19 protein-coding genes are annotated in these 24,493 nt (G+C 60.2%); 7 read left to right on the forward strand and 12 right to left on the reverse strand.

From position 1 onward, the window contains the following. Window positions 1-89: 89 nt before the first annotated feature. The 3 genes from VSQ83_RS09935 (at window position 90) to VSQ83_RS09945 (ending at window position 1,866) form a co-directional block, all read left to right on the forward strand. Window positions 90-389 carry a DUF5629 family protein gene (locus tag VSQ83_RS09935; RefSeq protein ID WP_095023500.1) on the forward strand — a complete coding sequence of 100 codons (300 nt, stop codon included), beginning with the start codon at window positions 90-92 and terminating at the stop codon, window positions 387-389. After that, window positions 379-1,551 (forward strand): lactonase family protein, encoded by a 1,173-nt coding sequence (locus VSQ83_RS09940; protein WP_326426402.1) that lies wholly within the window; start codon window positions 379-381, stop codon window positions 1,549-1,551. The genes VSQ83_RS09935 and VSQ83_RS09940 overlap by 11 nt, the downstream gene beginning before the upstream one ends. 141 nt (window positions 1,552-1,692) lie before the next feature. Continuing rightward, the gene (locus tag VSQ83_RS09945) at window positions 1,693-1,866 is read left to right on the forward strand and encodes a hypothetical protein (protein ID WP_162837101.1); all 174 of its coding nucleotides are present in this window, start codon (window positions 1,693-1,695) and stop codon (window positions 1,864-1,866) included. Window positions 1,867-1,893: 27 nt separating this feature from the next. Here VSQ83_RS09945 and VSQ83_RS09950 read toward each other — a convergent pair whose 3' ends face one another. From VSQ83_RS09950 to VSQ83_RS10000, 11 genes are all read right to left on the reverse strand, one after another. Next, window positions 1,894-2,481 carry a glutathione S-transferase gene (locus VSQ83_RS09950; RefSeq protein ID WP_326426405.1) on the reverse strand — a complete coding sequence of 196 codons (588 nt, stop codon included), beginning with the start codon at window positions 2,479-2,481 and terminating at the stop codon, window positions 1,894-1,896. After that, window positions 2,478-6,119 (reverse strand): AAA family ATPase, encoded by a 3,642-nt coding sequence (locus VSQ83_RS09955; protein WP_326426407.1) that lies wholly within the window; start codon window positions 6,117-6,119, stop codon window positions 2,478-2,480. Before VSQ83_RS09955 ends, VSQ83_RS09950 begins: the two co-directional genes overlap by 4 nt. Continuing rightward, on the reverse strand, window positions 6,116-7,357 hold the full coding sequence (locus VSQ83_RS09960; RefSeq protein WP_326426409.1) for an exonuclease SbcCD subunit D C-terminal domain-containing protein: 1,242 nt from the start codon (window positions 7,355-7,357) through the stop codon (window positions 6,116-6,118). The genes VSQ83_RS09955 and VSQ83_RS09960 overlap by 4 nt, the downstream gene beginning before the upstream one ends. A 66-nt stretch (window positions 7,358-7,423) precedes the next feature. Further along, window positions 7,424-9,058, reverse strand: a complete 1,635-nt coding sequence (locus VSQ83_RS09965; protein ID WP_326426411.1) for a BatD family protein — start codon at window positions 9,056-9,058, stop codon at window positions 7,424-7,426. Next, on the reverse strand, window positions 9,055-10,788 hold the full coding sequence (locus VSQ83_RS09970; RefSeq protein ID WP_326426414.1) for a VWA domain-containing protein: 1,734 nt from the start codon (window positions 10,786-10,788) through the stop codon (window positions 9,055-9,057). The genes VSQ83_RS09965 and VSQ83_RS09970 overlap by 4 nt, the downstream gene beginning before the upstream one ends. Next, entirely contained in the window at window positions 10,785-11,861 is a 1,077-nt protein-coding gene (locus tag VSQ83_RS09975; RefSeq protein ID WP_326426416.1) for a vWA domain-containing protein, read from the reverse strand. The genes VSQ83_RS09970 and VSQ83_RS09975 overlap by 4 nt, the downstream gene beginning before the upstream one ends. After that, complete coding sequence (locus VSQ83_RS09980) at window positions 11,854-12,348, reverse strand: DUF4381 domain-containing protein (RefSeq protein WP_095023508.1); 495 nt, start codon at window positions 12,346-12,348, stop codon at window positions 11,854-11,856. Before VSQ83_RS09980 ends, VSQ83_RS09975 begins: the two co-directional genes overlap by 8 nt. Beyond that, the gene (locus VSQ83_RS09985) at window positions 12,345-13,289 is read right to left on the reverse strand and encodes a DUF58 domain-containing protein (RefSeq protein WP_095023509.1); all 945 of its coding nucleotides are present in this window, start codon (window positions 13,287-13,289) and stop codon (window positions 12,345-12,347) included. The genes VSQ83_RS09980 and VSQ83_RS09985 overlap by 4 nt, the downstream gene beginning before the upstream one ends. Before the next feature lie 3 nt (window positions 13,290-13,292). Further along, window positions 13,293-14,252, reverse strand: coding sequence for an AAA family ATPase (locus VSQ83_RS09990; protein WP_016780594.1), 960 nt, complete (start codon window positions 14,250-14,252; stop codon window positions 13,293-13,295). 367 nt (window positions 14,253-14,619) lie between these two features. Continuing rightward, window positions 14,620-15,366 carry an amidohydrolase family protein gene (locus VSQ83_RS09995; protein ID WP_326426418.1) on the reverse strand — a complete coding sequence of 249 codons (747 nt, stop codon included), beginning with the start codon at window positions 15,364-15,366 and terminating at the stop codon, window positions 14,620-14,622. 35 nt (window positions 15,367-15,401) lie between these two features. Further along, window positions 15,402-15,758 carry a hypothetical protein gene (locus VSQ83_RS10000; RefSeq protein WP_133078378.1) on the reverse strand — a complete coding sequence of 119 codons (357 nt, stop codon included), beginning with the start codon at window positions 15,756-15,758 and terminating at the stop codon, window positions 15,402-15,404. A gap of 493 nt (window positions 15,759-16,251) precedes the next feature. Here VSQ83_RS10000 and VSQ83_RS10005 point away from each other — a divergent pair, with 493 nt between their 5' ends. Next, window positions 16,252-21,108 (forward strand): NAD-glutamate dehydrogenase, encoded by a 4,857-nt coding sequence (locus VSQ83_RS10005; RefSeq protein WP_133078379.1) that lies wholly within the window; start codon window positions 16,252-16,254, stop codon window positions 21,106-21,108. A 76-nt stretch (window positions 21,109-21,184) separates the two neighbouring features. Here the strand turns inward: VSQ83_RS10005 and VSQ83_RS10010 are convergent, their stop codons facing one another. Beyond that, on the reverse strand, window positions 21,185-21,448 hold the full coding sequence (locus tag VSQ83_RS10010; RefSeq protein WP_133078380.1) for a DUF4404 family protein: 264 nt from the start codon (window positions 21,446-21,448) through the stop codon (window positions 21,185-21,187). Window positions 21,449-21,754: 306 nt separating this feature from the next. On the opposite strand from VSQ83_RS10010, the gene VSQ83_RS10015 reads away from it, so the two are divergent. The 3 genes from VSQ83_RS10015 (at window position 21,755) to rssC (ending at window position 24,449) form a co-directional block, all read left to right on the forward strand. Beyond that, window positions 21,755-22,444, forward strand: coding sequence for an MlaA family lipoprotein (locus VSQ83_RS10015; protein ID WP_219261427.1), 690 nt, complete (start codon window positions 21,755-21,757; stop codon window positions 22,442-22,444). A gap of 341 nt (window positions 22,445-22,785) precedes the next feature. Further along, on the forward strand, window positions 22,786-23,970 hold the full coding sequence (rssB, locus tag VSQ83_RS10020; protein ID WP_019821883.1) for a two-component system response regulator RssB: 1,185 nt from the start codon (window positions 22,786-22,788) through the stop codon (window positions 23,968-23,970). After that, window positions 23,967-24,449, forward strand: a complete 483-nt coding sequence (gene rssC / locus VSQ83_RS10025; RefSeq protein ID WP_133078382.1) for an anti-sigma factor antagonist RssC — start codon at window positions 23,967-23,969, stop codon at window positions 24,447-24,449. The genes rssB and rssC overlap by 4 nt, the downstream gene beginning before the upstream one ends. Window positions 24,450-24,493: the final 44 nt, after the last annotated feature.

Here is a 24,493-nt window from a genome sequence, read left to right on the forward strand (position 1 = left end):
CGCCCACAACCGAGCAATCACGTGTCACGGTGATGGGTTGCACCGCTGATTTGACCTATCATTACGCCTTTCCAACAGGTGAATGATTAATGAGCGATTCAAACCAGACCTTGCGCGCAGCCCTTGAAACCAGCGACATGTTGGTGATTGACGGGCTGCATGCCTGGGATTTTTCTCTGGACGATGTGCAGTTGCTCATCAAATGCATGGACGGGCGAGCCGAAAAGCGCTGGAAGTTCACCCTTGAACAGATCGACGCCAGCGTCTTTGACGACACCCTGCAAAGCTGGACCCTCGTTGGCGACTCCGGTGAACACCGTCTGGTTTGCCTCAGCGCCTTGAGTGCAAACAACGATGACGATGAAGTCGAGGTTGAAGATGAAGTTTAAAACCTTACCTGTGTTGATGGCTCTGAGCGTGGGTGCAATGTCGGCCCAGGCCGATTCCCGGGATGAAGTCGAGTTGCTGGTTGGCTCCTACACTCAGGGCAAAAGCCAGGGCATCTACCGGTTGCAGTTTGACAGCGCCAAAGGGCGTATCACCCCTGAGCCGCTGCAAGTGTTCAAGGCCGCCAACCCTTCGTGGCTGACCTTGTCCAAAGACCAGACCCGTCTGTTCGTGGTCAATGAAAACGGCAAGGGCCAGAGCGATGTCGTCGGTCGCGCCAGCAGCGTTGCCATCGACCCGAAAACCAATGAGCTGACCCTCATCAACCAGGTCAAGACCCTGGGTGAAGAGCCTACCCACTCCAGCCTGAGTGCGGATGGGCGCTATCTGTTTGTGGCCAACTACGGCGTGCATGCCGACCCTGGCGGCAGCCTTGCAGTTTTGCCGATCAATGCTGAAGGTCAGTTGCAACCCGTGACCCAGATGAGCAGTCATCCTGCCAGCCGGGTCAATCCTGAGCGCCAGATGTCCGCCCACGTGCACTCGGTGGTGTCCTCCCCGGACGGCAAGTTCGTCTACGCCAGTGATCTGGGTGCAGACAAGGTGTTTGTCTACCGGTACGAACCGGCAGCCAATCCGGATCATCCGCTGGTGGCCGCCGCCCCGGCTTTTGTAGCGCTGCCGGCAGGTAGCGGGCCACGTCACCTGCTGTTTTCCGGTGATGGCAAACACGCTTACCTGACCACTGAAATGAGTGCCCAGGTGTTTGTATTCGACTATGACAATGGTCGACTCAAGCAGCGTCAGGCACTGGAACTGGCCCACGGCATGCCCGCGCAAAACCGTGCAGCCGGTGCGTTGCATGCCTCACAGGACGGCAAGTTCCTGTACGTCAGCAACCGTGGCAAGGCCAATGAAATCCTGGTGTTTGCAATCAATCCGGGCAATGGCGAGTTGACTGAAATCCAGCGTCGCTCGGTGGATGGCGATCACCCACGTGAGTTTGCCCTGAGCCCCAACGGCAAGTTTTTGTTGATCGCCAACCAGATGAGCAATGCCATCGTGGTACTGGAGCGCGACCCTGAAACCGGCACGTTGGGCAAGACCGTACAAACCCTGGCAATGGATGCACCGTCCGATCTGAAATTTATCAACCGCCCGTAATCAAAGGCGTGCAGCTGTCCATCAATCCCGCTGATAGACGCTAGTGCTGCAATGAATTTCTTCAGGATGACCCTTGGCGTTAAGTTGGTTTCACGGCCTTAACAGGCAAGCACGCCAACTGAATCGTCGAGGGTTATCGTCATGAATTTCAATCTTTTCTCCGTGATTTCCGCTTGCGCCATCTCTGCCACCGTGGCCCTGCCTGCCAGCGCAACCACCCTGGTCAGCGACAAGAAATCCGCGGCCTACACCCAAAAATACCTGCAACAAAGCGCCAATTTCTATGCGGCCCTGGATCATAAAACCCGAAGCTGAGCGACACCTGTTTTCCTGTGGGAGTCATCAGGGTTTTCTCATCACTGAACTGAACAGTTCCGATGCCAAAAACCGCTCCAGCCAGGCATTCAGGCGCGGGTAGGGCGCTTGCTCAAACCAGTCGCGGTCCACATGGGCAAACTGGCGCACAAACGGCGCCAGGGCTACATCCGCCAGGCTCAACGCTGGCCCGGCCACGTATGCCGAGCGCGCAAGCACGTCTTCCAGCCGCTGCAAAAACTCTGCCCCTTGCGCCCGGTAATACTCCATCGGGTGCTCAGGGTAGCGAATGGCGTATTTGTAGCGGTCCAGCAGCCCCTTGAAGCGGGTGTCGTTTTCTTCGATCAATGCCGCGCAGCCCGGCTGCAACCAGTTATCCGGATCATGCCGGGCCAGCGCCCAGTGCATGATGTCCAGGCTTTGCTCGATCACACTGCCATCGGCACACACCAGCACCGGCACCGTACCCTTGGGTGAGGCGGCGAGCATTTCGGCCGGCTTGGCTTTCAGGCTGACCTCCACAATCGACAACGGCACGCCGCTGTAGCGCAGGGCCATGCGCGCCCGCATGGCGTAGGGGCAGCGGCGGAATGAATACAGCACATGCCCCGTCATTTAACCTCCACGGTGCTCAAACCGTTGCCTTGACGTTTTACCTGGATCTGGACCGGGATGCGTTCGTGCATCTCCTGTACGTGGGAGATGACCCCCACCTTGCGCCCCTGGGCTTGCAGGCCGTCCAGTGCATCCATCGCCAGTTGCAGGGACTCGGGATCGAGGCTGCCAAAACCTTCATCGATGAACAGTGATTCGATTTTCAATGTGCTGGAGGCCATCGAGGCCAGGCCCAGGGCCAATGCCAGTGACACCAGGAAGGTTTCACCGCCGGAAAGCGAATGCACCGAGCGCAGCTCGTCGCCCATCTCAGTGTCCATCACCAGCAGGCCGAGCATGCTGCCACCGCGCTTGAGGCGATAACGGCGGACCAGTTGGCGCAACTGCGCGTTGGCGTGATGGACCAACAGGTCGAGGTTGTAGGCCTGGGCGATTTTGCGGAACTTGTCGCCAGTGCCGGAACCGATCAGATCACTGAGGCGTGCCCAGCGCTGCCATTCGTAATAGGCCAGTGCGATGCGTTGAGCCAATGCCTGATTGGCCTGTTGACGACGTTGATCCTCGCTCTGCCGGGCACGTAGTTCGGCACATTGCTGCTCACTGGCAGCCAGTTGCGCGTGCAACGCCTCAAGGGCGATGTTGAGTGACTCGCTGTCCAGGTTGCCATTGGCATGGGCCTGGTGTTGGGCCAGGCGTTGTTCGCGTTCTTGCAGCAATACCCGGGCTTGCTCGACGGCTTTTTCGCTGTTTTGCAGGTGCAGGCGCAGTTCGCGTACCTGTGCTTCGTCATGGGCCAGCAAGTGCTGCAGTCGACTGTCATCGACCTCGCTGTGCTGTGCCCGCCAGTGCGCGAGCTGAGCGTTGAGGGTGTCGTGTTCTTGCTGCAGGGCGTGCAGGCGCTCTTGCTCGGACTTGAGCTCGGTCGCGAGCTGGAGCAACTGGTTGGCGGTAGCTTGCAGGGCTTGTTCGGCCTGGGGCTGGGCCGTGCGGGCCCGTTCGACGGCATGCTCGAGGCTTTGCTGCCACTGCTCGGCGCTGCTGAAGTCACCCAGCCATTGTTTGAGGCTGTGCTGGCTGGCCTGTTGCTGCTCGCCCAGCGCCTTGACGCTGCGCTGCAAGGTGTCCAGTTCCTTGCTGCGATTGGCCTGCTGATACTGCTCGCGCTCGATGCTGCTCGCTCTTTCAGCCTGCTCCGCCTGTTCGTCCCGTTGCTGATCGAGTTGGGCCACACGATCAGCCACTTGCTGGTCGAGGGCCATGAAGCAGGCGGACGGGTTTTCGCGCAGGGCGTCGAGGGTGGCCGGGGCCAGCACGCTGGCAAACTCGTCGAGTTCATCCTCAAGGCGCTGAGTGTCGGCATTGAGGTGCAATTGCTGCTCAGCCAGCTGCTGGGTGGCGAGTTGGCTGGCTTCGGTGCAGCGCTGGACTTGCTGCTGCAAGTGGGCCGCTTCTTTCTGCAAGGCGAGCAGGGCGTTCTGGCGCTGTTCGTCCTGGGTGATGCTGTGCTGCAACTGATTCAGGCGCAGGGTCAGCCATTGCTCACGCTTGGCCGGGTCCTGTGCCAGCCATTGCTCGTGGAGCGGATGCGCTTCAAGGCTCGGGGCGAGGGCTTGCTGTTCTTGGTGGATGCGCTCTTGCTGGAGCAAAAATTCTTTTTGCTGGGCGATCAGGCCACCGACTTTTTCCCGCAGCTGGGCGAGTGTTTCCACGAGCCCGTCGACTACGGCGCGGGCACTGGCTTCTTCCTGCTCATCATGGCGGGACAGGCTGTGCAGCAAGGTTTCAGGCTGATGATACGGATGCTCGGCGCTGCCGCACACCGGGCAGGGCTGGTCATCCTGCAACTGCCCGCGCAGTTCCTCGACGCTGGCGCTACGGGCCACGCGCTGACGCTCCAGCAGTTGGCGGGTGACCTGCAAGGTTTGCTCAGCCACTTCAAGGTCGGCTTTGGCCTTGATGCCTTGCTGGCTCAGGCGCTCGCGCTCCTGCTGCACCTCCTGTTGCTTGAGTTGCAGTTCGTGCAGGCGGCTATCGAGCGCCTGCTGACTGCTGCACAGGCGCTGCAGGTCTTCATAGGCCCGCTGTTGCTGACGGTTGTCTTGCAGCAGGCTGCCCAGGGTCTGGATTTGCTCGTTGACCGCGTGGGGTTCTGCGCCGGCTTCCTGGAACAAGATTTCCAGGCTGTCGCGCAACCCGGTCAGTTCCTGCGTGGCCTGCAGGGCCCGCTGTTCAAGCCCCGGCAGTTCCTTGCGGCCGGTGCTCAGGTTATTGCTCAACCGCACCAGTTGCTGAAGCCTTGGGCGATAGGCGTCCCAGGCGCTGGCCAGTGGTGCGAGGGCATTGCTGTGTTCGAGCTGGGTGGTGATGAGTACAAGCCGCTCAGCGCCTTGTTGCTGGCGCTCAAGCAGCGTGTTGAGCGCCAGTTGCCCTTCGACGCACGCCTGTTCGGCCTGCTGCTGGAGGGTTTGTTGGGTGTTGAGGGCCTGGGTCAGGCGGTCAAGGTTGGCCTGCTCCAGAAGGGCCTGCTGCACCTGGGGGGCGCATTCGCGCTGAAGGGCCTGGGCCTGGGTTGCAGCCAGGCGGGCGGTTTGCAGCTCTGCTTCAAGGCGGGTCTGGTGCTGGCCCAGTTCGGCCTGTTGAGCAAGATGGGCGTTGATGTGCCCGGCCAATGGGCTCAGTTGCCCTTCCAACTCGGCCAGGCGGGCAAACTGATGACGTTGTGGTGCCAGTTGTTCGAGCAGGTGCAGGGTCTGGCGCTGGGTGGCCTGGCTGTCCCACAGGGTTTGCGCTTGCTGTAATTGCTCCGCAGCGCTGAGTTGCTGCTCTTGCAGTTCGCCCAGGGTTTTGAGCCAGGTGTGTTGCATCTCCAGCTGCTTGAGCTGGCCTTGCTGGTTCTTTAGCTGCTGCTGAGCGTCGTTGAACTGTTGATCCAGTTCGGCACGGGCCTGGGGCTCAAGGGGCGTCACACCAACAGCATGGTCCTGCAGTTGCTTGTGCGCGTCCCTGGCCTCTTTGGCCTTGTCGAATGCGCGCTTGCCCAGGCGGGTGTAGAGCGCGGTGTCGGTGAGCTTTTCCAGCAGTTCGCTGCGCTCGTTGTCATCGGCCTTGAGAAAGGCGCTGAACTCACTCTGGGCCAGCATTACGGCACGGGTGAATTGCTCGAAATTGAGCCCCAGTCGCGCTTCCAGCTGGACTTTGTAATCGCCTTTCTGGCTCGCCAGCAGTTGATCGTTGTCCAGGTCGCGCAGGCTTTGGCGACTGGCTTGCAGCTTGCCGGTGGCTTTTTCGCGAGCGCGGTTGGCTTCCCAGCGGGCGCGGTAGCGGCGGCCGTCGATGCCGACAAAATCGACTTCGGCATAGCCTTCACCAGTGCCACGGCGCAGTAATGTGCGCGGGTCGCCGGTGGCAATTTCGCCATCGGCATCCGGTACTTTTGCATCGCGCCCCGTGTTGTTGAGTCGCGGCACAGCCCCAAACAGGGCCAGGCACAGGGCGTCGAGCAGGGTGCTTTTGCCGGCGCCGGTGGGGCCGGTGATCGCAAACAACCCGGCACTGGCCAGGGGCTCGGCGGTGAAATCCAGCTCAAAGGGCCCGGCCAGTGAGGCGAGGTTTTTCAGGCGAATGGCGAGGATTTTCATGGTTGTTCACCTTCCAGCTGAACTTCTTGCAGCAGCACGGCAAAGTCCTTGAGGGTTTGTTCGTCGGCTTCACTGCCGTAGTTGTCTTGCCAGGCGCGGCTGAAAAGTTCCTGGGGTGTCAGTTGGTCCAGTTCGATCAGGCGCGCGTCGTCGTCCGAGGCACGGCTGCCGCTGCCAGCATATTCGGCCGAGATGCGCACCAGGCGCACGGATTTACCCTGCAGTGCGGTTTCGATTTGCTGGCGCAAATCGGGCTGCGGTTCGTCGAGCTTGACCCGCACTTCGAGCCACGGCTGGCGCTGGGTATCGGCCAGCAGGTCGGTGTCCGGCAGGTCGGCCAGTTGGGTGAGGATGTCAGCCAGGGGCAGTGGGCCAATGCGTTGCAGATTGACCGCGCGCGGGATCAGTAGCGGCTCGACGCTGACCAGGGTTTCGCCCTCCAGTGTCACGTCGAGAATCTGGTGTTGATAGCCTATTTCAGAGAATGACAACGGAATCGGTGAGCCGCAGTAGCGGATCCGCTCCTCGCCGTTGACCCGTTGTGGCTTGTGCAAATGGCCCAGGGCAACGTAGCTGATGCTCGGCCCGAACAGGCTGGCGGGCAGGGCTTCGGCGTTGCCGATAATCAGGCTGCGCTCGGAGTCTTCGGACACCGAACCGCCCGCCATGTGGGCGTGGCTGATGGCAATCAGGGCCTGACCCGGCGTGCGCTTGGCGTTGGCGGCTTCAATCAGCCACTCGTGGACCTGGCCGATGCCGCGCAGGTAGTCATCACCCAGGTGCGCTCCGGTGACTTCTGCAGGGCGCAGAAAGGGCAGCGCCAGGCACCAGGCAGCGGTTTCACCGCTGGCATCGGGCAAGGGGATCAGCAGGCGTTCGGCGTCGAGCTGGCCATCGTCGAGCCACAGCACGCGCCCCAGTGCATGGGTGCGTAAACGGCGCATCAAGGGCGCGGGCAGTTCGATGCGCGAGCCGGAGTCGTGGTTGCCGGCAATCATCACGATGGTCAGTTTCGGCTGTTGCTCATGGGCGCTGACGATAAAGTCGTAGAGCCGTTCCTGGGCTTTTACCGGCGGGTTGACGGTGTCAAAGATATCACCGGCAATCAGCAGTACGTCCGGCTGCTGCTCACTGAGCTGTGTCAGTAGCCAGGCAAGAAAACAGGCGTGTTCGAAGTCGCGGTCCTGGCCGTGGAGGTTTTGCCCCAGGTGCCAGTCGGAGGTGTGAAACAGGCGCATAACAGAATCCGTTTTAAAGGGGTTGGCAACCCGCTCGCTCGGGCGGTCCTCGGGTTGCCTGGAAATTTATTTGGGGTAGAGCGGCGGCAGGCTGCTTGGCTCGCTGGCGGCGTCTTGCTCGCGCTCGGTAGCCGGAATGCTGCGAATGGCCTTCCACAGCTCTTCGCCTTGCCAGTACTGGCCGGTTTCGCTGTACAGCGCGCCGTTGAGGCCATCGAGGGCATCGGACAGCAACACGAAACGCGCGGCCATGTCGGCCAGGGTTTCGGGTTGTTGCCGCGCCCAAGCATCGAGTGCCTGGCGTGTGGCGTGGGGGTCGTTGGCCAGGCAAGCGCGTTTAAGGTCGTCGAGCAGGGTGCGCGGGCTGGGCCCGGTTTGCGCTGCACGCAAGATTGCAGGCTGCCAGCGGGCACGCCACCACAAGCCCAGACTCGCCAGGGTGGTGCAGGCCAGAAACAGGGTGCTGAGCTGCCAGATCCACAGCGACGATTCTTCGCTCATGGCTGCCACGGCACCGCTGACGGGCGTGTCCACCGCAAGGTTGGGGTTGGCTGCTGCCAGCAGGGTGCGGGCGGGCAGGTAGGTCCGCTCCAGATGGTCTTCGTGGGTGTTCCACCACACCACTTCGACGGCGGGTAATTCGATCTGGCCAACCCGTGTCGGCACCAGCGCCTCGCGCTCTTCGCGGCTGCCGATCAGGCCGTTTTCGGTGACTTGATTGCTCAACTGCGGCAAGTCCGGGTAGCGCCGCAAGCCGTTGACGTCAGTGGCAGGCAGGGGCGGCAACTGGGCGCTGGACAGGCCTTCAGCCTTGAGGGTGAGGGTTCGGGTCAGGGAGTCACCCACCAGCGTATGGTCAGGCTCGGGGTTCCAGGTTTCGCTCATGCTCAGGCTTCGGGCTGGCAACCACGGGGCATTGGGTGGATAGGTCTCGGGCTTGGGCAGGACGGTCAGCGGGATCTCGGTGGAGGTCACGTGCAGCAGCTTTCCAGGCTTGGGCCCAAGGGGAGCGGGGGCCGTGGATTGCTGGCTGTCGACCTGGGTGGCACTGAAGGTTTGTGCCGGAATCAGCAGTTCGCCGCTGCGCTGGGGGTAGATCCCGTAGCGGCGCTCGATCACGCCGTGGCGCACGCCATTGATCAACTTTTCATAGGTGCGCGACTCGCCCAGTTGCTCGACGATGGCGTCGTCAATGTGCAGCGGGGTCAGGCTGCTGTCGTCGTAGAGCGCCACGGAATGGTAGACGCGCAGGGTCAGCAGGGCCTGGGCCTGCACGTAGACGCTGGGCTGGTCCAGACTGACTTCAATAAAAACCGGAGCCAGTTCGTTGTCGCTGGCCACGCTCTGGTTCACGGTCAGGTTGATCGGCTGGCTGTGGTATTCACCGACTTGCAGTGCCGGGATCGTCACGGTGCCGGTTTGTTTGGGTTGCAGGGTGATGATCCAGCGGGTAGTGGCTTTGTTGTCATCACTGAGACTGGTCAGTTGGTTGACCTGGCGCGTGCCGCGCACTTCAAACCCGTTGTCCAGTGGTGTCAGGTCGGGCTTGCCAAACTGGGTGACGTCGGTGGACTCCAGTGTCAGCTCGACGGTTTCACCGGAGCTGAGCTGGTCCCGGTCAACGCTGGCAACCAGTTCACCGGCATGGGCCGGCAGGGTCCAGCAACACAGCAAAAGAAGCAAAACGCAGAGGCGGTTCATTTAGGCGTGTCCTGATGTTGCTGCTGTTCGTACCAGAATTTGCGTCGCAACAATTCGCTGGGGTTGTCGGGAATCTGTCTGAGCCATTGTTCCAGTGCCTGGCGCTGTTCTTCGCCGGTCTGGTTGGCGGCCGGTACCGGCGGGCGCGTGGTCTGTTCGTCACCGGGCTGGCCGTCGGCTTCGGCGCCGGGGTTGAGCGGCTCGTCCGGGGGCGCTTCGGTGGTGGGGGTGGCGGCCGAGTTGTTGTCCTCATTTTGTCCTGTGGTGCTGGACGCGCCTTGGGCACTGGTGCTCAGCGGGTTTTGCGATTCGGCTGGCGCAGGTGGCGGCTCGGGTGTCTGTTCGGCTTTTGCCTGGGCCTCAGCGCGCTGTTGTTCCAGTATTTGCTCGACGAGGGCTTTGTTTTGCGCGGCGGCCTGAAGCTCGGGTTGCAGCTCGAGTGCCTGTTCATAGGCATCGATGGCGGCTTCCAGCTCGTCATTCATGGCCAGTGCATTGCCGCGATTATAGTGAGCGCTGGCGCTGTTGACCTCGGCAAAACGCAGGGCTGCACCGGCGTAGTCGCCCGCCTGGTACAGCGCCACGCCTTGCCAGAGCGGATCGCTGAAGTGCTCGAGTGCCTGCAATGGTTTTTTTTGCTGCAGCAGGCGTATGCCTTGTTGGTCGGGGCGCAACCAGAGGTCGGTAAAGCTCATGGCGTAGCCGGGCTGGGGTGCCAGCATGAACAGCAAGGGCAGGCAGAACAGCCAGCCACGCCGTCCGGCACAGGCCACCAGCAACAAAAGCGGGAGCAGCAGCCAGTAACCCTGGTCAGACCAGGCGTCCAGATGCAGGGTCTGGCCGTCATCGCGCAGATGCGCTGGGCCGTCGAGCAGGCCCAGGCCGCGCAAGTCGTTGTCATCCAGGCGTGCCTGGCGATAGCGTCCGTCCACATCCAGGGCAAATGCCCGCAGGCTTGGGCTGTCCAGGCGCGGCAGGAGAATGGCGCCCTGATCGTCCTTGAGAAACTGCCCGCCTTCGTCGACCACGGGGGCGCCTTCGCGACTGCCCACGCCGAGTATCAGCAGTTGCGGGGCATGACCATTCAGGGCCTGGCGGATGCCGCTGCGTTCCTGGTCGCTGAGCGATGAGGTGATCAACAGCAGGCGACCCTCACCCAGCGCGCCCTGATCGAGCAGCTCAAGGGCCTTGGTGACCGCAAGATCGGCACGATGGCCCGGTTGCGGCATGATCGACGGCTTGAGGGCTTCAAGCAGGTTGCGGCTGGTGGCCAGGTCATCGGACAGCGGCACCAGCGTGTGGGCACTGCCGGCGTAGACGATCACGGCAGTTTGCGCATCGGTACGGTTTTGCAGCAGGTCATAGATCTTGCGTCGCGCCTGCTCCAGCCGGTTGGGCGAACTGTCGGTGGCGAGCATGCTCGGGGTCAGTTCCAGCATGACGACCAGCGGGTCGGCGGGCTTTTGCGTGGACTGCTCAACCCGTTGCCAACTTGGCCCCAGCAACGCCAGTACAGCCAGCAGCCAGCCGAGCCCCAGGGCAATCCAGGGCAGCTTGCTGTTACGACCATTACCGCCGCTGAGCAATACGCGATGAAACGCCACCGGCAGGATCATCTGCCAGCGGCCTGCGCGTTTTTCACGGTGCCAGCGTTTCCATAGCAGCCAGCCGAGCAGCGGCAGGACAAGCAGCCATTCGGGGCGAAACCAGTGGGGCCAGAGCGCGCTCATCGGCGCCTGCGCAGACGCAGGCGTTTGAGCCGTGCGCGCCAGTCAGGATGTTGCTGCAAAAAATGCTCCTTGCTCAGCCAGCGTTGTACAGGGTTGTTGGGCCACAGCTCGCGGATCACCAGCAGCACGCTCAGCAGCAGGGCTGCCGCCAATGGCCAGCTGTAGAGTGCCTGTGCCGGGCGTGCCTGGGTGGGTTGCTGGGCCACGGGTTCAAGTTGGTCGAGGGTGTCCTTGATGGCTGACAGTTCACCGCCGTCTCGGGCACGGAAGTACTGGCCGCCGGTGACTTTGGCGATCTCTTCAAGCGCCGGTTCATCAAGGTCCACTCCGGGGTTGATGGTGAACATGCCTTTGCTGCTGCTTTCTTCCGGGTCGGCGCCAATCCCGATGGGGTAGATTTTAACGCCTTCCTCGGCGGCAAGGCGGGCGGCGGTGAGCGGGTCGATCTGGCCGCCATTGTTGGCCCCGTCGGTGATCAGGATCAGCACCCGGCTTTGTGCAGGACGCTGGCGCAAGCGTTTGAGGGCCAGGCCAATCGCGTCACCGATGGCGGTGTTCTTGCCCGCGATGCCGATGCGCGCTTCGTCGAGCCAGGTGCGCACAGTGCGCCGGTCGAAAGTCAGGGGCGCTTGCAGGTAGGCCTGGCTGCCGAACAGGATCAGCCCCACGCGATCACCCTCACGTTTTTCCAGAAAGTCGCCGAGCAGGCTTTTAACCAGATCCAGACGGCTGACGTCTTCGCCTTGCCATTGCATATCCGGGTAGTCCATCGAGCCCGAGACATCCACCGCAACCAGCAGGTCGCGGCCACTGGCGGCAATGGGCAGCGGCTCACCCAGCCATTGCGGGCGGGCGGCGGCGGTCAACAGCAACAGCCAGAGCAGCACATAGGGGATTTGCTGGCGCCACGAAGGCAGGGTGGCTCGCGCCTTGCGCCGGGCCAGTTCTTCGAGATCGCCCAGAAAGCTGATCTGTAGCGCAGCCTCACCGCTGTCGGCGGCCGGCAGTACCAGGCGCATCAGCCAGGGCAGGGGCAGCAGGGCGAAGAGCCACGGCCAGGCAAATTCAAACATGTTTGCGAATCCAGGTTTCAACCGCTTGATTGAGTCCGGCGATGGCTTTGTCGTCGAGCTTGCACTCGGGCTTGTAGGCGCCTTCAACCAGTACCATCCAGCGCGTCAACCCGGCAGCCGGGCAACGGTTGTCGAGGAACGCCAGCCACTTGCGACCATTGAGTGTGTGACTTTGGCTGTAGGGGTAATGGTTGCGGCACAGGCGCTTGAGCAGGCCGTTGAGCTGTTGCAGCCAGGCACCTGCGGGCGCGCCGTCGTAAGGTTTTGGAAAACGCGCCAGTTCTTCAAGGGCGGCCAGGCGCACCGGGTCCAGGGGTTGTTCGGTACGGCCCGGCTGGCGTTTGGCGGGCAGGTAGCGGCGCAACCACCACAGTCCCCAGCCCAGCGCGGGCAGTATGATGAGCAGCAACCACCAGCCCGGCGCTGGCGGCCAGAAGCCAATCGCCGGGGGCGTGATCAGGGGTTGCAGCTGTTCGAGTTCTTTCATGAGGTTTTGCCGGGACGCTTGGCGTTCAGGTATTCGCGCAGTTGCTCGACCATTTCACTTTGGGTGCTCAGGGGCATGAGTAAAACCCGCAGCTTTTGCGCCAGCAGTTCCCAGCGGGCAATCCGGGCCTCGGCCTGGGCGCGGTAGGCCTGGCGCAAATCATAATTGAGGGTGTCGAGTTCCAGTTGGGCGCCACGCTCGGCAAAGCGCAACAGCCCGGCAGCGGGAAGGGCGTGATCCAGCGGGTCGGACAGCGGCAGCAGGATCAGGTCGCAATGGCGTGATAGCAGGCTCAATTGCTGCTCGGCAGCGTCGGTGAGGCCCCGCTCATCACAGATCACGATCACCAGGCTGCCGGGGCGCAGCACTTCACGGGCGCGGATCAGCGCCATGCCCAGGGCATCGCGGTCCGATTGCACGTCGGTGTGCAGTGACTGATTGACCCGCACGAGCCGGTTGAGCAATTGCAGCAGGCTTTGCTTGCTGCGCCGGGGTTTGATTTCGTAGTGTTCGTGGTCGCCAAACACCAGCCCGCCGACGCGGTCGTTGTGACCCAGTGCGGCCCAGCCGATCAGGCTGGCAGCCTGGGCGGCGAGCACCGACTTGAACATCAGCCCCGAGCCGAAAAACAGCCGTCGGCTTTGCTCGGCCAGGATAAAGATCGGCCGCTCGCGTTCCTCATGGAACATTTTGGTGTGCGGTTCCTGGGTGCGAGCTGTCACGCGCCAGTCGATGGTGCGCACATCGTCCCCGGCCTGGTAGACCCGCACCTGATCGAAGTCGACCCCGCGCCCGCGCAATTTCGAGTGATGCAACCCCACCAGCGGGCTGCGCTGGCTGGGGGAGGAGAACAGTTGCACTTCGCGTACCCGATGGCGCATCTCGATCAGTTCGGCGAGCGTGACGCGGATACCGGGTTCGGCGGGCAGGGGGTTGTTCATCGGTCAGGCAACGGCAACGACGTCGAGGATGCGCTGTACCACGCGGTCCTGGTCGATACCGGCGGCCTCGGCTTCGAATGACAGGATGATGCGATGGCGCAGCACGTCAAACAGCACGGCCTGAATGTCTTCGGGGCTGACGAAGTCGCGTCCGGCCAGCCAGGCGTGGGCCCGAGCACAGCGATCGAGGGCGATCGAGCCACGGGGGCTGGCGCCGTAGGCAATCCATTCCGCCATTTCGGGGTCGAACTTGCCGGGGGTACGGGTCGCCATCACCAGCTGTACGAGGTATTCCTCCACCGCATCGGCCATGTACAGGCCGAGGATTTCCTTGCGCGCAGCAAAAATGGCCTGCTGGCTGACCCGGCGCTCGGGCTTGGTTTCACCGTTGAGGGCTTCGCCACGGGCCTGTTGCAGGATGCGGCGTTCGACGGCAGCGTCCGGAAAGCCGATTTTGACGTGCATCAGGAAGCGGTCGAGCTGGGCTTCGGGCAGCGGGTAAGTGCCTTCCTGCTCGATGGGGTTTTGCGTGGCCATGACCAGAAACAGCGGCGACAACTCGTAGGTGCTGCGCCCGACGCTGACCTGGCGCTCGGCCATGGCTTCAAGCAAGGCCGACTGCACTTTGGCCGGCGCACGGTTGATTTCATCCGCCAGCACCAGGTTGTGAAAAATCGGCCCTTGTTGAAACACGAAGCTGCCGGTTTCGGGGCGATAGATCTCGGTGCCGGTGATGTCGGCTGGCAGCAGGTCGGGGGTGAACTGGATACGATGGAACTGCGCTTCAATGCCCTCGGCCAGTTCTTTGATGGCCTTGGTCTTGGCCAGACCCGGTGCGCCTTCGACGAGCATGTGGCCGTCTGCTAGCAACGCGATCAGCAGGCGATCGATCAACTTTTCCTGACCGAGGATCTGCGTTGAGAGAAAGGTTCGCAGCGCAAGCAGCGCTTCACGATGTTCCATCGATGACTGTTCCTGAAAAGGACACCGGCGGCGCAAGAATTACACCGGGGCTGGGGGCGTTACTTTAATCCATTGAGGGCGCTGCGGACTAATGGCGGTGGGGCTTTTTGTAGGAAAATTCGGAAAAGCATGCTGTTGTTGAGAATGGTGCGCATCTGGGTGGGTGAATGGAAGATAAAACGGGGTGCGCGCGGTTTGCCTGATGAACCATGGTGGCCGGTTTTACGACTGCTTCGTCGCAGTGGCGCACCAAACCTTACGCAGCCTCGTTCTACTCGTCAGCGACTACGGTGCGGGGTAGGCGACGAATCTGTAGTCGCTGACGAGCTCCGCGAGGCAGCGATCGATCGCGAAGCGGTCGCAACGGCTACAGCCCATAAAATGCCTGGGCGTTGCGCCACAGGGCTTGCCGGGCGCCGTCTTCGCCCAGTGCGTCGATCAGCAAGGCAATGTCGCTGTCTGCAAAAGCCCGAGGTGCCCGGGTTGAGGGCAGGTCGGTGCCAAACATCAGGGCGTTGGGGTTGGCACTGTGTATCTGTTGCAACACGGGTGGGACATCAAAATCAACCCGGCCAAATCCGCAGGCCTTGATGCGTACACCCTGCTCGGCAAGGCGAAGCAGGCAGGGCAGCCCTTCGCGGCTCAGTCCCAGATGATCGATGCTCAGTGCTGGCAATCGGCGCAGCCGGGCCTCAATGCCGGACAATTCGCGAGAATCGATATACAGCTCCGAGTGCCAGCCGACTTGCTCATGTACCCGCCTGGCCAGGAATTCGAGCTGGTCGAGCTGCTCTGATCCGCCGCGCTTGAGGTTGAAGCGCAGGGCGCGCACGCCGTGCAGGTGCAAGGTGTGCAGCTGCACATCAGTAACGCTGGCTGCAAGCTGGGTGACGCCCACAAAGCCTGGGCCTAAACGCTTTAGCGCAGCGATCAGGTAAGTCTGATCAAACCCCTGAAAGGACCCCGAAACCACTGCCCCGCCGACGATGCCCAGCGGTTCTGCCCGTGACAGGTAGTCATGGGCACTGAAAAATTCAGGCAGGTAGCCGTTGTTGGGCACTAACGGGTAAGCGCCGTCGATGATGTGGCAGTGGGCGTCGAAGATCGGGGGCATCCGGTTGATACCTTTGGGGTCTCAGGTGGAGGGGGTTAGCCCAGTTCGCTGACGTAGGTACCGGTGCCCTTGAGGATGTTCTGCAAGGTTTCTTCGACTTCTGCCAGGTCTGCGGCTGCCGTGTTGTGGCGGATTTCCAGGTGGTCGTCGCCCTTGAGCACGTCTGTATCGCCCGCGCCGATTTCGATCAGCAGGCGGGTAGGGCTCAAGGTGACCTTGATGCCGTCCAGAGTCGAAGGCTCGTCCTCAAGGGTGATTTCCAGCTCGTCTTCGTCGGGGTAGCGGGTCATCAGGAACATTTCGCCGCTGTCAGTGTGGCAACACAGCATGGCCATGTTGTCTTCTTCGTCGTCGCACGGGTTGGCAAGCAGGTGGTCGGTGGTCATTTGCATGGGGAGTTCCTGGCGCTCTGGGCGCGGGCAAGTCGAACAGGGGCGGATTTTGCCAGTCTCAACCGATTTGTGCATGCGGGAATGGCGCAACAGGGCAAATGGTCAGTTATTTCTGAGACTGACTTGAGAAAGTACGGTGCTTCTATGAAGGTTTTTCGCTTGTGAATGCTAGGGTTATTTCCTGACAGCACGTGAGGTTGCGTCCCGATGACCGAATATGTCGCCGCACCGTAAGCAGGTTGTGCGGCTCAATCGTTAAGCTGCGCGGTGATAGTTATCTCTAAAGGCACAGCCTGTTTATCCGGCAGTCGTTTTTGTAGATACCCATCCTGGAGCGTGAATGTGACCCGTGGGTCACGGCCAGCTTCACCTCCCTGTCATGCTGTGCGTAGAAGGTAACTGCCAAGATAGGCCTTGCACAGTATTGACAGCTCCCTCGCGGGAACAGCATGCGACGCTTCTCTCAATAACAAGCCCAAGCGGAGTACCACAGATGGCGTTCTTCACCGCAGCCAGCAAAGCCGACTTCCAGCATCAACTGCAAGCAGCACTGGCGCAGCACATCAGTGAACAGGCACTGCCACAAGTGGCGCTGTTCGCTGAGCAATTCTTCGGCATCATTTCTCTGGATGAACTCACCCAACGTCGGATGTCCGACCTGGCCGGCTGCACACTGTCGGCCTGGCGTCTGCTGGAACGCTTCGACCCTGCGCAGCCGCAAGTGCGGGTCTTCAACCCCGATTACGAACGCCACGGCTGGCAGTCGACGCACACTGCCGTCGAGGTGCTGCATCATGACTTGCCGTTCCTGGTGGACTCGGTGCGTACCGAGCTGAACCGTCGCGGTTACAGCATCCATACCCTGCAAACCACGGTATTGAGCGTTCGCCGCGGCAGCAAGGGGGAGTTGCTGGAAATCCTGCCCAAGGGCACTTCAGGGGAAGGCGTCTCGCAAGAGTCGCTGATGTACCTGGAAATCGATCGCTGCGCCCACGTAGCCGAATTGAATGTGCTGAGCAAGGAACTGGAGCAGGTTCTGGGTGAAGTGCGCGTGGCGGTAGCTGACTTTGAGCCGATGAAGGCCAAGGTTCAGGAGTTGCTGGCCAGTGTCGATCACTGCCAGTACGCCGTCGATGCCGATGAGAAAGCCGAAGTCAAAAGCTTCCTGGAATGGCTGGTGGGTAACCACTTCACCTTCCTGGGCTACGAAGAATTTGTGGTACGTGACGAGGCGGATGGCGGGCATATTGAATATGACGCCGACTCCTTCCTCGGTCTGACCAAGCTGCTGCGCGCGGGCCTGACTGCCGAAGACCTGCGTATCGAAGATTACGCCGTCAGCTACCTGCGCATGCCGACCCTGTTGTCGTTTGCCAAGGCGGCACATCCTAGCCGCGTTCATCGCCCGGCTTACCCGGACTATGTGTCGATCCGCCAGATCGATGCTGACGGCAAGGTCATCAAGGAATGCCGCTTCATGGGCTTGTACACCTCCTCGGTGTACGGCGAAAGCGTGCGGGTGATCCCTTATATCCGTCGCAAGGTTGCAGAAATCGAACGTCGCTCGGGCTTCCAGCCCAAGGCTCACCTGGGCAAGGAACTGGCCCAGGTCGTTGAAGTGCTGCCCCGTGATGACTTGTTCCAGACGCCGGTGGATGAGTTGTTCACCACTGTGATGTCGATTGTGCAAATCCAGGAGCGCAACAAGATTCGCGTGTTCCTGCGCAAAGACCCGTATGGCCGTTTCTGCTATTGCCTGGCCTACGTGCCGCGTGACGTCTATTCCACCGAAGTGCGGCAGAAGATCCAGCAGGTGCTGATGGAGCGTCTGCAGGCCTCTGATTGCGAGTTCTGGACCTTCTTCTCTGAGTCGGTACTGGCCCGTGTTCAGCTGATTTTGCGGGTTGATCCAAAGAACCGGATCGATATCGACCCGCTGCTGCTGGAAAAAGAAGTGATCCAGGCCTGCCGCAGCTGGCAGGACGACTATGCAAGCCTGGTGGTTGAAAGCTTTGGCGAGGCCAACGGCACTAAAGTGCTGTCTGACTTCCCTAAAGGCTTCCCGGCAGGTTACCGCGAGCGCTTTGCCGCGCACTCGGCCGTGGTCGACATGCAGCACCTGATGAGCCTGAGCGATAAAAACCCGCTGGTGATGAGTTTCTATCAGCCTCTGGGTCAGAGCGCCGGTCAGGAACTGCATTGCAAGCTGTACCACGCCGACACGCCGCTGGCGCTGTCCGATGTGCTGCCGATTCTGGAAAACCTTGGCCTGCGCGTCCTGGGTGAATTCCCGTATCGCCTGCGTCACGCCAATGGTCGTGAGTTCTGGATCCATGACTTCGCCTTTACCGCGGGTGAAGGCTTGAACCTGGATATCCAGCAGCTCAATGACACGCTGCAGGATGCATTCGTGCATATCGTGCGCGGCGATGCCGAGAACGATGCGTTCAACCGTCTGGTACTGACCGCCGGCTTGCCGTGGCGTGATGTGGCGTTGCTGCGTGCTTACGCCCGTTATCTGAAGCAGATCCGCCTGGGCTTTGACCTGGGTTACATCGCCAGCACCCTGAACAACCACACCGACATCGCTCGCGAATTGACCCGGCTGTTCAAGACCCGCTTCTACCTGGCGCGCAAGCTCACGGCCGAAGACCTGGAAGACAAGCAACTGCGTCTGGAGCAGGCCATTCTGACGGCCCTGGACGACGTTCAGGTGCTTAACGAAGACCGTATCCTGCGTCGCTATCTGGATCTGATCAAAGCCACGCTGCGTACCAACTTCTACCAGCCGGACGCCAACGGTCACAACCGTTCGTACTTCAGCTTCAAGTTCAACCCGCACCTGATCCCCGAGCTGCCAAAGCCGGTGCCGAAGTTTGAAATCTTCGTTTACTCGCCACGGGTTGAAGGCGTGCACCTGCGCTTCGGTAACGTGGCTCGCGGCGGTTTGCGCTGGTCGGACCGTGAAGAAGATTTCCGTACCGAAGTGCTGGGCCTGGTTAAAGCCCAGCAAGTGAAGAACTCGGTCATCGTGCCGGTGGGTGCCAAGGGCGGTTTCGTACCGCGTCGCTTGCCATTGGGCGGCGGTCGTGACGAGATCCAGGCCGAGGCGATTGCCTGCTACCGGATCTTTATTTCCGGCCTTCTGGACATCACCGACAACTTGAAGGACGGCGCGCTGGTGCCGCCTTTGAACGTGGTTCGTCACGACGACGATGATCCGTACCTGGTGGTCGCTGCCGACAAGGGCACTGCGACCTTCTCCGACATCGCCAACGGCATTGCCATCGATTACGGCTTCTGGCTGGGTGATGCGTTCGCGTCGGGCGGTTCGGCCGGTTATGACCATAAAAAGATGGGCATCACCGCCAAGGGCGCCTGGGTTGGCGTGCAGCGTCACTTTAAAGAGCGCGGGATCAACGTCCAGAAAGACAGCATCAGTGTGGTCGGTGTCGGCGACATGGCCGGTGACGTGTTCGGCAACGGCTTGTTGATGTCCGACAAACTGCAGCTGGTTGCGGCCTTTAACCACCTGCATATCTTCATCGATCCAAACCCGGAGCCTGCCAATAGCTTCGTTGAGCGTCAGCGCCTGTTCGATCTGCCGCGTTCGGCCTGGTCGGATTACGACACCAGCATCATGTCGGCGGGCGGCGGTATTTTCTCCCGTAGTGCAAAAAGCATCGCCATCTCCCCGGAGATGAAAGAGCGTTTCGCAATCACTGCCGACAAGCTGACCCCGACCGAACTGCTGAACGCCTTGCTCAAGGCGCCTGTGGATCTGTTGTGGAACGGCGGTATCGGTACTTACGTCAAAGCCAGCAGCGAAAGCCACGCCGATGTCGGCGACAAGGCCAACGATGCGTTGCGCGTCAATGGCAACGAATTGCGCTGCAAGGTGGTGGGTGAGGGCGGCAACCTGGGCATGACTCAACTGGGTCGTGTCGAGTTCAACCTCAATGGCGGTGGTTCCAACACCGACTTTATCGACAACGCCGGTGGCGTTGACTGCTCTGACCACGAAGTGAATATCAAGATCCTGCTCAACGAAGTTGTGCAGGCGGGTGATATGACCGAGAAGCAGCGCAATCAGTTGCTGGGCAGCATGACTGACGAAGTGGGCGGTCTGGTGCTGGGCAACAACTATAAGCAGACCCAGGCCATTTCGTTGGCGGCCCGTCGTGCTTATGAGCGAATTGCTGAATACAAGCGCCTGATGAACGATCTGGAAGCCCGTGGCAAGCTGGATCGCGCCATTGAGTTCCTGCCGTCAGAAGAGCAGCTCAACGAGCGCGTTGCTGCAGGTCATGGCCTGACCCGTGCCGAGCTGTCGGTGCTGATCTCCTACAGCAAGATCGACCTCAAGGAAGCCTTGCTCAACTCTCTGGTGCCCGATGATGACTATCTGACCCGGGACATGGAAACCGCGTTCCCGCCGATGCTGGTCAGCAAGTTTGCCGAAGCCATGCGTCGTCACCGTCTCAAGCGTGAAATCGTCAGCACCCAGATCGCCAACGATCTGGTCAACCACATGGGCATCACCTTTGTGGAGCGCTTGAAAGAGTCGACCGGCATGAGTGCGGCCAACGTGGCCGGTGCTTATGTGATCGTGCGGGATATTTTCCACCTCCCACACTGGTTCCGTCAGATCGAAGCGCTGGACTATCAGGTACCGGCTGAAATCCAGCTGGCGCTGATGGATGAGCTGATGCGACTGGGCCGCCGTGCTACGCGCTGGTTCCTGCGCAGCCGTCGTAACGAACTGGACGCGGCGCGCGATGTGGCGCACTTCGGGCCGCATCTGGCAGCGTTGGGGCTCAAGCTCGACGAACTGCTGGAAGGCCCTACCCGCGAAGGCTGGCAGACCCGCTATCAGGCTTACGTAGCGGCGGGCGTGCCGGAGTTGCTGGCGCGGATGGTGGCGGGTACTACGCACCTGTACACCTTACTGCCAATTATCGAAGCCTCGGATGTGACCGGCCAGAACGCTGCGGATGTAGCCAAGGCGTATTTCGCCGTGGGCAGCGCACTGGACCTGACCTGGTACTTGCAGCAGATCAGCAACTTGCCGGTAGAAAACAACTGGCAGGCGCTGGCTCGCGAAGCGTTCCGCGACGATATCGACTGGCAGCAGCGTGCAATTACTGTGTCGGTGTTGCAGATGACCGATGCCGGTGAAAGTATCGAAGCACGTCTTGCCTTGTGGCTTGAGCAGAACAACTCGATGGTTGAGCGCTGGCGCTCGATGCTGGTCGATCTGCGTGCCGCCACTGGCAACGACTACGCGATGTACGCGGTTGCCAACCGCGAGCTGCTAGACCTGGCACTGAGCGGTCAATCAGTGGTCTGACTGGCTGAGTAGCAAAAAAAAGCCCCGACTCATGTTTAGTGAGTCGGGGCTTTGTTGTTTGTGGGGTGTCGGGTGATCAGATCCCGATGTTGCCCAAGGTTTGTACGATGTTGCGCAGCGTGACGGCCAGGGTAGGGTGTTCGACCTCGAAGCGTTCTACGGCGAGGTTGACGCTGTCGGCCAGGCTGGTGTCGTTGGTCGCTTTCTCGATGTCGATCTGAGCCTGGATTTGTGTTGAGAGCTGGACCAAGTGCTCACGCTCTTCTTGAGTGAGCGGCGGATTCTGTTCCAGTTGCTCGCGCAAGGTATTGAGTTGTTCTTGCAGGTCGCGGGCAGGCATAGCATTCATCCTTTATTGATAGGCTCTGGTGTAGACCTTCGCAATGAACAAAAGGTCTGTAAGAACCCTAGATTAATCCACTCGCGCCTGGAGTGCATGATCTCAATCACAATCCCTTGTGCGTGTTTTTTCGGGGTGGCCAGCCGGTGGTTTCAAAAGAATCCCGGGGCTGTGGAACGTCTATCATCTACTCAAGTCTGTTTAGGGTATTGCTTGGGGGCTGCCTAAAAGACATTTGCCGTTATACTGATGATCTGACTCAGGGCATAGCGCCCAAGTATCAAGTAACTTCAGGGAGTTTTTGCTATGCGCTGGACTGATCGTCTTGCTCAGCTATTTGTTTGTGCCGGTGTGGCCATGTTGCCATTGGCTGCCAATGCCGCCACTGAAGATGACCCGTGGGAAGGGTTTAACCGTGTCGTGTTCAAATTCAACGACACGATTGATACCTATGCCTTGAAGCCACTTGCCCAAGGCTATCAATACATCACTCCTCAGTTCCTGGAGGATGGCATCCACAACATGTACCGCAACATCGGTGACATCCGCAACCTGGCCAACGATGTCCTGCAGGCCAAGCCGCATGCTGCCGGTGTAGACACCGCCCGTCTGTTGCTCAACACCACGCTGGGTGTGGCCGGCTTCTTTGATCTGGGCACCAAGATGGGCCTGCATCGCAACAGCGAAGACTTTGGACAGACCCTCGGGCGTTGGGGCGTTGAAAGCGGCCCTTACCTGGTACTGCCGCTTCTGGGCCCTAGCACCGTGCGTGATGCGGTAGGTATTTACCCGGATTCCTTCACCGAACCGTACCGTTACATCAGTGATGTACCGGCCCGTAACATGACCATCGGCATGGACTTGATTGATACCCGCGCCAGCTTGTTGTCAGCCGAAAAGCTGATCACGGGCGACAAGTACATCTTTATCCGCAATGCGTACCTGCAAAATCGTGAATTCAAAGTCAAGGACGGACAGGTAGTCGACGACTTTTAATTCGTGGGAACACAGTGAAAAAAACGGCCCGAGTGGCCGTTTTTTTTATCGTGGCAGATGAGAAAGAATCCTCTTTGGAGCCTTTCGGACCATGGTTTTAGTTGCCGTTAAGGTGGTTCTTATAACCCGTGGGAATTTAACGTGACGAACACCTCAAACCACCATCGGCCTGAGCTTGAAACCCCCCGCGGATGGGAGTACCGTCTGCGCCTTACACGGGCACCTTTGTAGGATCGAGCAACACAGTCGATTTGAATCAGGGATGTTCACAAGCCAATTCAGTCGTGAGTCCGACGTATTCGAGCTCTCGCGGCAACCTAATTCTGGCGCCGTTTGCCCACATGCAAAAAACCAGTGCCACGCTGCTGATCATTGATGACGACGAAGTAGTACGCGCCAGTCTGGCGGCCTACTTGGAAGACAGCGGCTTCAGCGTCCTTCAGGCCAGTAATGGCTTGCAAGGGCTACAGGTGTTCGAGCAAGAGCAGCCGGATTTAGTCATCTGTGACCTGCGCATGCCGCAAATGAGTGGTCTGGAGCTGATTCGCCAGGTCAGCCTGCGGTCTGTGCAGACGCCAGTGATCGTTATCTCCGGTGCGGGCGTAATGAGCGATGTGGTCGAGGCGTTGCGCCTTGGCGCTGCCGACTACCTGATCAAGCCGCTCGAAGACCTTGCCGTTCTGGAGCACTCGGTCCACCGTGCGCTCGATCGTGCACGGCTGCAGCTCGAAAACAAGCGCTATCGGGACAAGCTTGAGTCTGCCAACCGAGAGCTTGAGGCCAGTCTGCACTTGCTGCAGGAAGACCAGAACGCCGGCCGTCAGGTGCAGATGAACATGCTGCCGGTCAGCCCCTGGTCCATTGACGATTTCAACTTCGCTCACCAGATCATTCCGTCCCTGTACCTGTCTGGCGATTTTGTTGACTACTTCCGGGTCGACGAGCGCCGGGTCGCGTTCTACCTGGCTGACGTCTCCGGTCACGGTGCGTCGTCAGCGTTCGTGACGGTGCTGCTCAAGTTCATGACCACGCGCTTGCTGTTTGAGTCCAAGCGCAATGGCACCTTGCCGGAGTTCAAGCCTTCCGAGGTGCTTGGGCACATCAACCGTGGCCTGATCAACTGCAAGCTGGGCAAGCATGTGACCATGGTGGGTGGCGTGATTGACGAAGAAACCGGTTTGCTGACCTACAGCATTGGTGGGCACTTGCCACTACCGGTGCTCTACACTCCAGACAGTGTGAGTTATCTTGAAGGGCGCGGGTTGCCCGTTGGCCTGTTCAACGAAGCCACGTATGAAGACCAGGTTCTGAAATTGCCTGAATCCTTCAGCCTGACGCTGATGTCTGACGGAATTTTGGATCTTTTGACTGAGCCGACGCTCAAAGAGAAAGAAGCTGCGTTACCTCAATTGGTGAAAGCAGCAGGCGGCAGCCTGGATGGTCTGCGCCAGGTGTTTGGATTAGCTACGCTAGGGGAGATGCCGGATGATATCGCCTTGTTGGTGTTGAGCAGGAATCTTAAATGAGTACCGGTAGAATTCAGTTCGCCGAACAGGATGGCACCTTCGTCCTGAAGTTTGTGGGTGAAGTGCGTCTGACGTTGTGTTCGGCCCTGGATGCAACAATCGAGAGGATTTTCACGGCGCTGAACTTCAACGCCATCGTGATTGACCTCACCGAGACCCGCAGTATCGACAGCACCACACTGGGTTTGCTGGCGAAACTGTCGATCTTGTCGCGCCAAAAAATAGGCTTGCTGCCGACGGTCGTGACCACCCACGAAGACATCACCCGACTGCTGGAGTCGATGGGCTTCGATCAGGTGTTCAACATCATTGGCCAGCCGATTCCGTGCCCGGGGTGCCTGACAGACTTGCCTTCACAGGATCAGTCCGAAGAAGTGGTCCGCGTGAAAGTGCTTGAGGCACACAAAATTCTAATGGGCCTCAACGACTCCAACCGTGAAGCGTTTCATGATCTGGTGAATGCACTCGAGCGACACTGATCGCAAGTTGCGCACATTAAGAAGGGACCGTCCTGTGCAGGAAC

This window comes from Pseudomonas sp. DSV-1 (assembly GCF_035830915.1).
In the GTDB taxonomy this organism is placed as follows: domain Bacteria; phylum Pseudomonadota; class Gammaproteobacteria; order Pseudomonadales; family Pseudomonadaceae; genus Aquipseudomonas.

What these genes read in the sequence shown, in the direction of transcription:
- VSQ83_RS09935 (WP_095023500.1), top strand. Translation starts at nt 90, where the DNA reads ATGAGCGATTCAAACCAGACCTTGCGCGCAGCCCTTGAAACCAGCGAC.
- VSQ83_RS09940 (WP_326426402.1), top strand. Translation starts at nt 379, where the DNA reads ATGAAGTTTAAAACCTTACCTGTGTTGATGGCTCTGAGCGTGGGTGCA.
- VSQ83_RS09945 (WP_162837101.1), top strand. Translation starts at nt 1,693, where the DNA reads ATGAATTTCAATCTTTTCTCCGTGATTTCCGCTTGCGCCATCTCTGCC.
- VSQ83_RS09950 (WP_326426405.1), bottom strand. Translation starts at nt 2,481, where the DNA reads ATGACGGGGCATGTGCTGTATTCATTCCGCCGCTGCCCCTACGCCATG.
- VSQ83_RS09955 (WP_326426407.1), bottom strand. Translation starts at nt 6,119, where the DNA reads ATGAAAATCCTCGCCATTCGCCTGAAAAACCTCGCCTCACTGGCCGGG.
- VSQ83_RS09960 (WP_326426409.1), bottom strand. Translation starts at nt 7,357, where the DNA reads ATGCGCCTGTTTCACACCTCCGACTGGCACCTGGGGCAAAACCTCCAC.
- VSQ83_RS09965 (WP_326426411.1), bottom strand. Translation starts at nt 9,058, where the DNA reads ATGAACCGCCTCTGCGTTTTGCTTCTTTTGCTGTGTTGCTGGACCCTG.
- VSQ83_RS09970 (WP_326426414.1), bottom strand. Translation starts at nt 10,788, where the DNA reads ATGAGCGCGCTCTGGCCCCACTGGTTTCGCCCCGAATGGCTGCTTGTC.
- VSQ83_RS09975 (WP_326426416.1), bottom strand. Translation starts at nt 11,861, where the DNA reads ATGTTTGAATTTGCCTGGCCGTGGCTCTTCGCCCTGCTGCCCCTGCCC.
- VSQ83_RS09980 (WP_095023508.1), bottom strand. Translation starts at nt 12,348, where the DNA reads ATGAAAGAACTCGAACAGCTGCAACCCCTGATCACGCCCCCGGCGATT.
- VSQ83_RS09985 (WP_095023509.1), bottom strand. Translation starts at nt 13,289, where the DNA reads ATGAACAACCCCCTGCCCGCCGAACCCGGTATCCGCGTCACGCTCGCC.
- VSQ83_RS09990 (WP_016780594.1), bottom strand. Translation starts at nt 14,252, where the DNA reads ATGGAACATCGTGAAGCGCTGCTTGCGCTGCGAACCTTTCTCTCAACG.
- VSQ83_RS09995 (WP_326426418.1), bottom strand. Translation starts at nt 15,366, where the DNA reads ATGCCCCCGATCTTCGACGCCCACTGCCACATCATCGACGGCGCTTAC.
- VSQ83_RS10000 (WP_133078378.1), bottom strand. Translation starts at nt 15,758, where the DNA reads ATGCAAATGACCACCGACCACCTGCTTGCCAACCCGTGCGACGACGAA.
- VSQ83_RS10005 (WP_133078379.1), top strand. Translation starts at nt 16,252, where the DNA reads ATGGCGTTCTTCACCGCAGCCAGCAAAGCCGACTTCCAGCATCAACTG.
- VSQ83_RS10010 (WP_133078380.1), bottom strand. Translation starts at nt 21,448, where the DNA reads ATGCCTGCCCGCGACCTGCAAGAACAACTCAATACCTTGCGCGAGCAA.
- VSQ83_RS10015 (WP_219261427.1), top strand. Translation starts at nt 21,755, where the DNA reads ATGCGCTGGACTGATCGTCTTGCTCAGCTATTTGTTTGTGCCGGTGTG.
- rssB (WP_019821883.1), top strand. Translation starts at nt 22,786, where the DNA reads ATGCAAAAAACCAGTGCCACGCTGCTGATCATTGATGACGACGAAGTA.
- rssC (WP_133078382.1), top strand. Translation starts at nt 23,967, where the DNA reads ATGAGTACCGGTAGAATTCAGTTCGCCGAACAGGATGGCACCTTCGTC.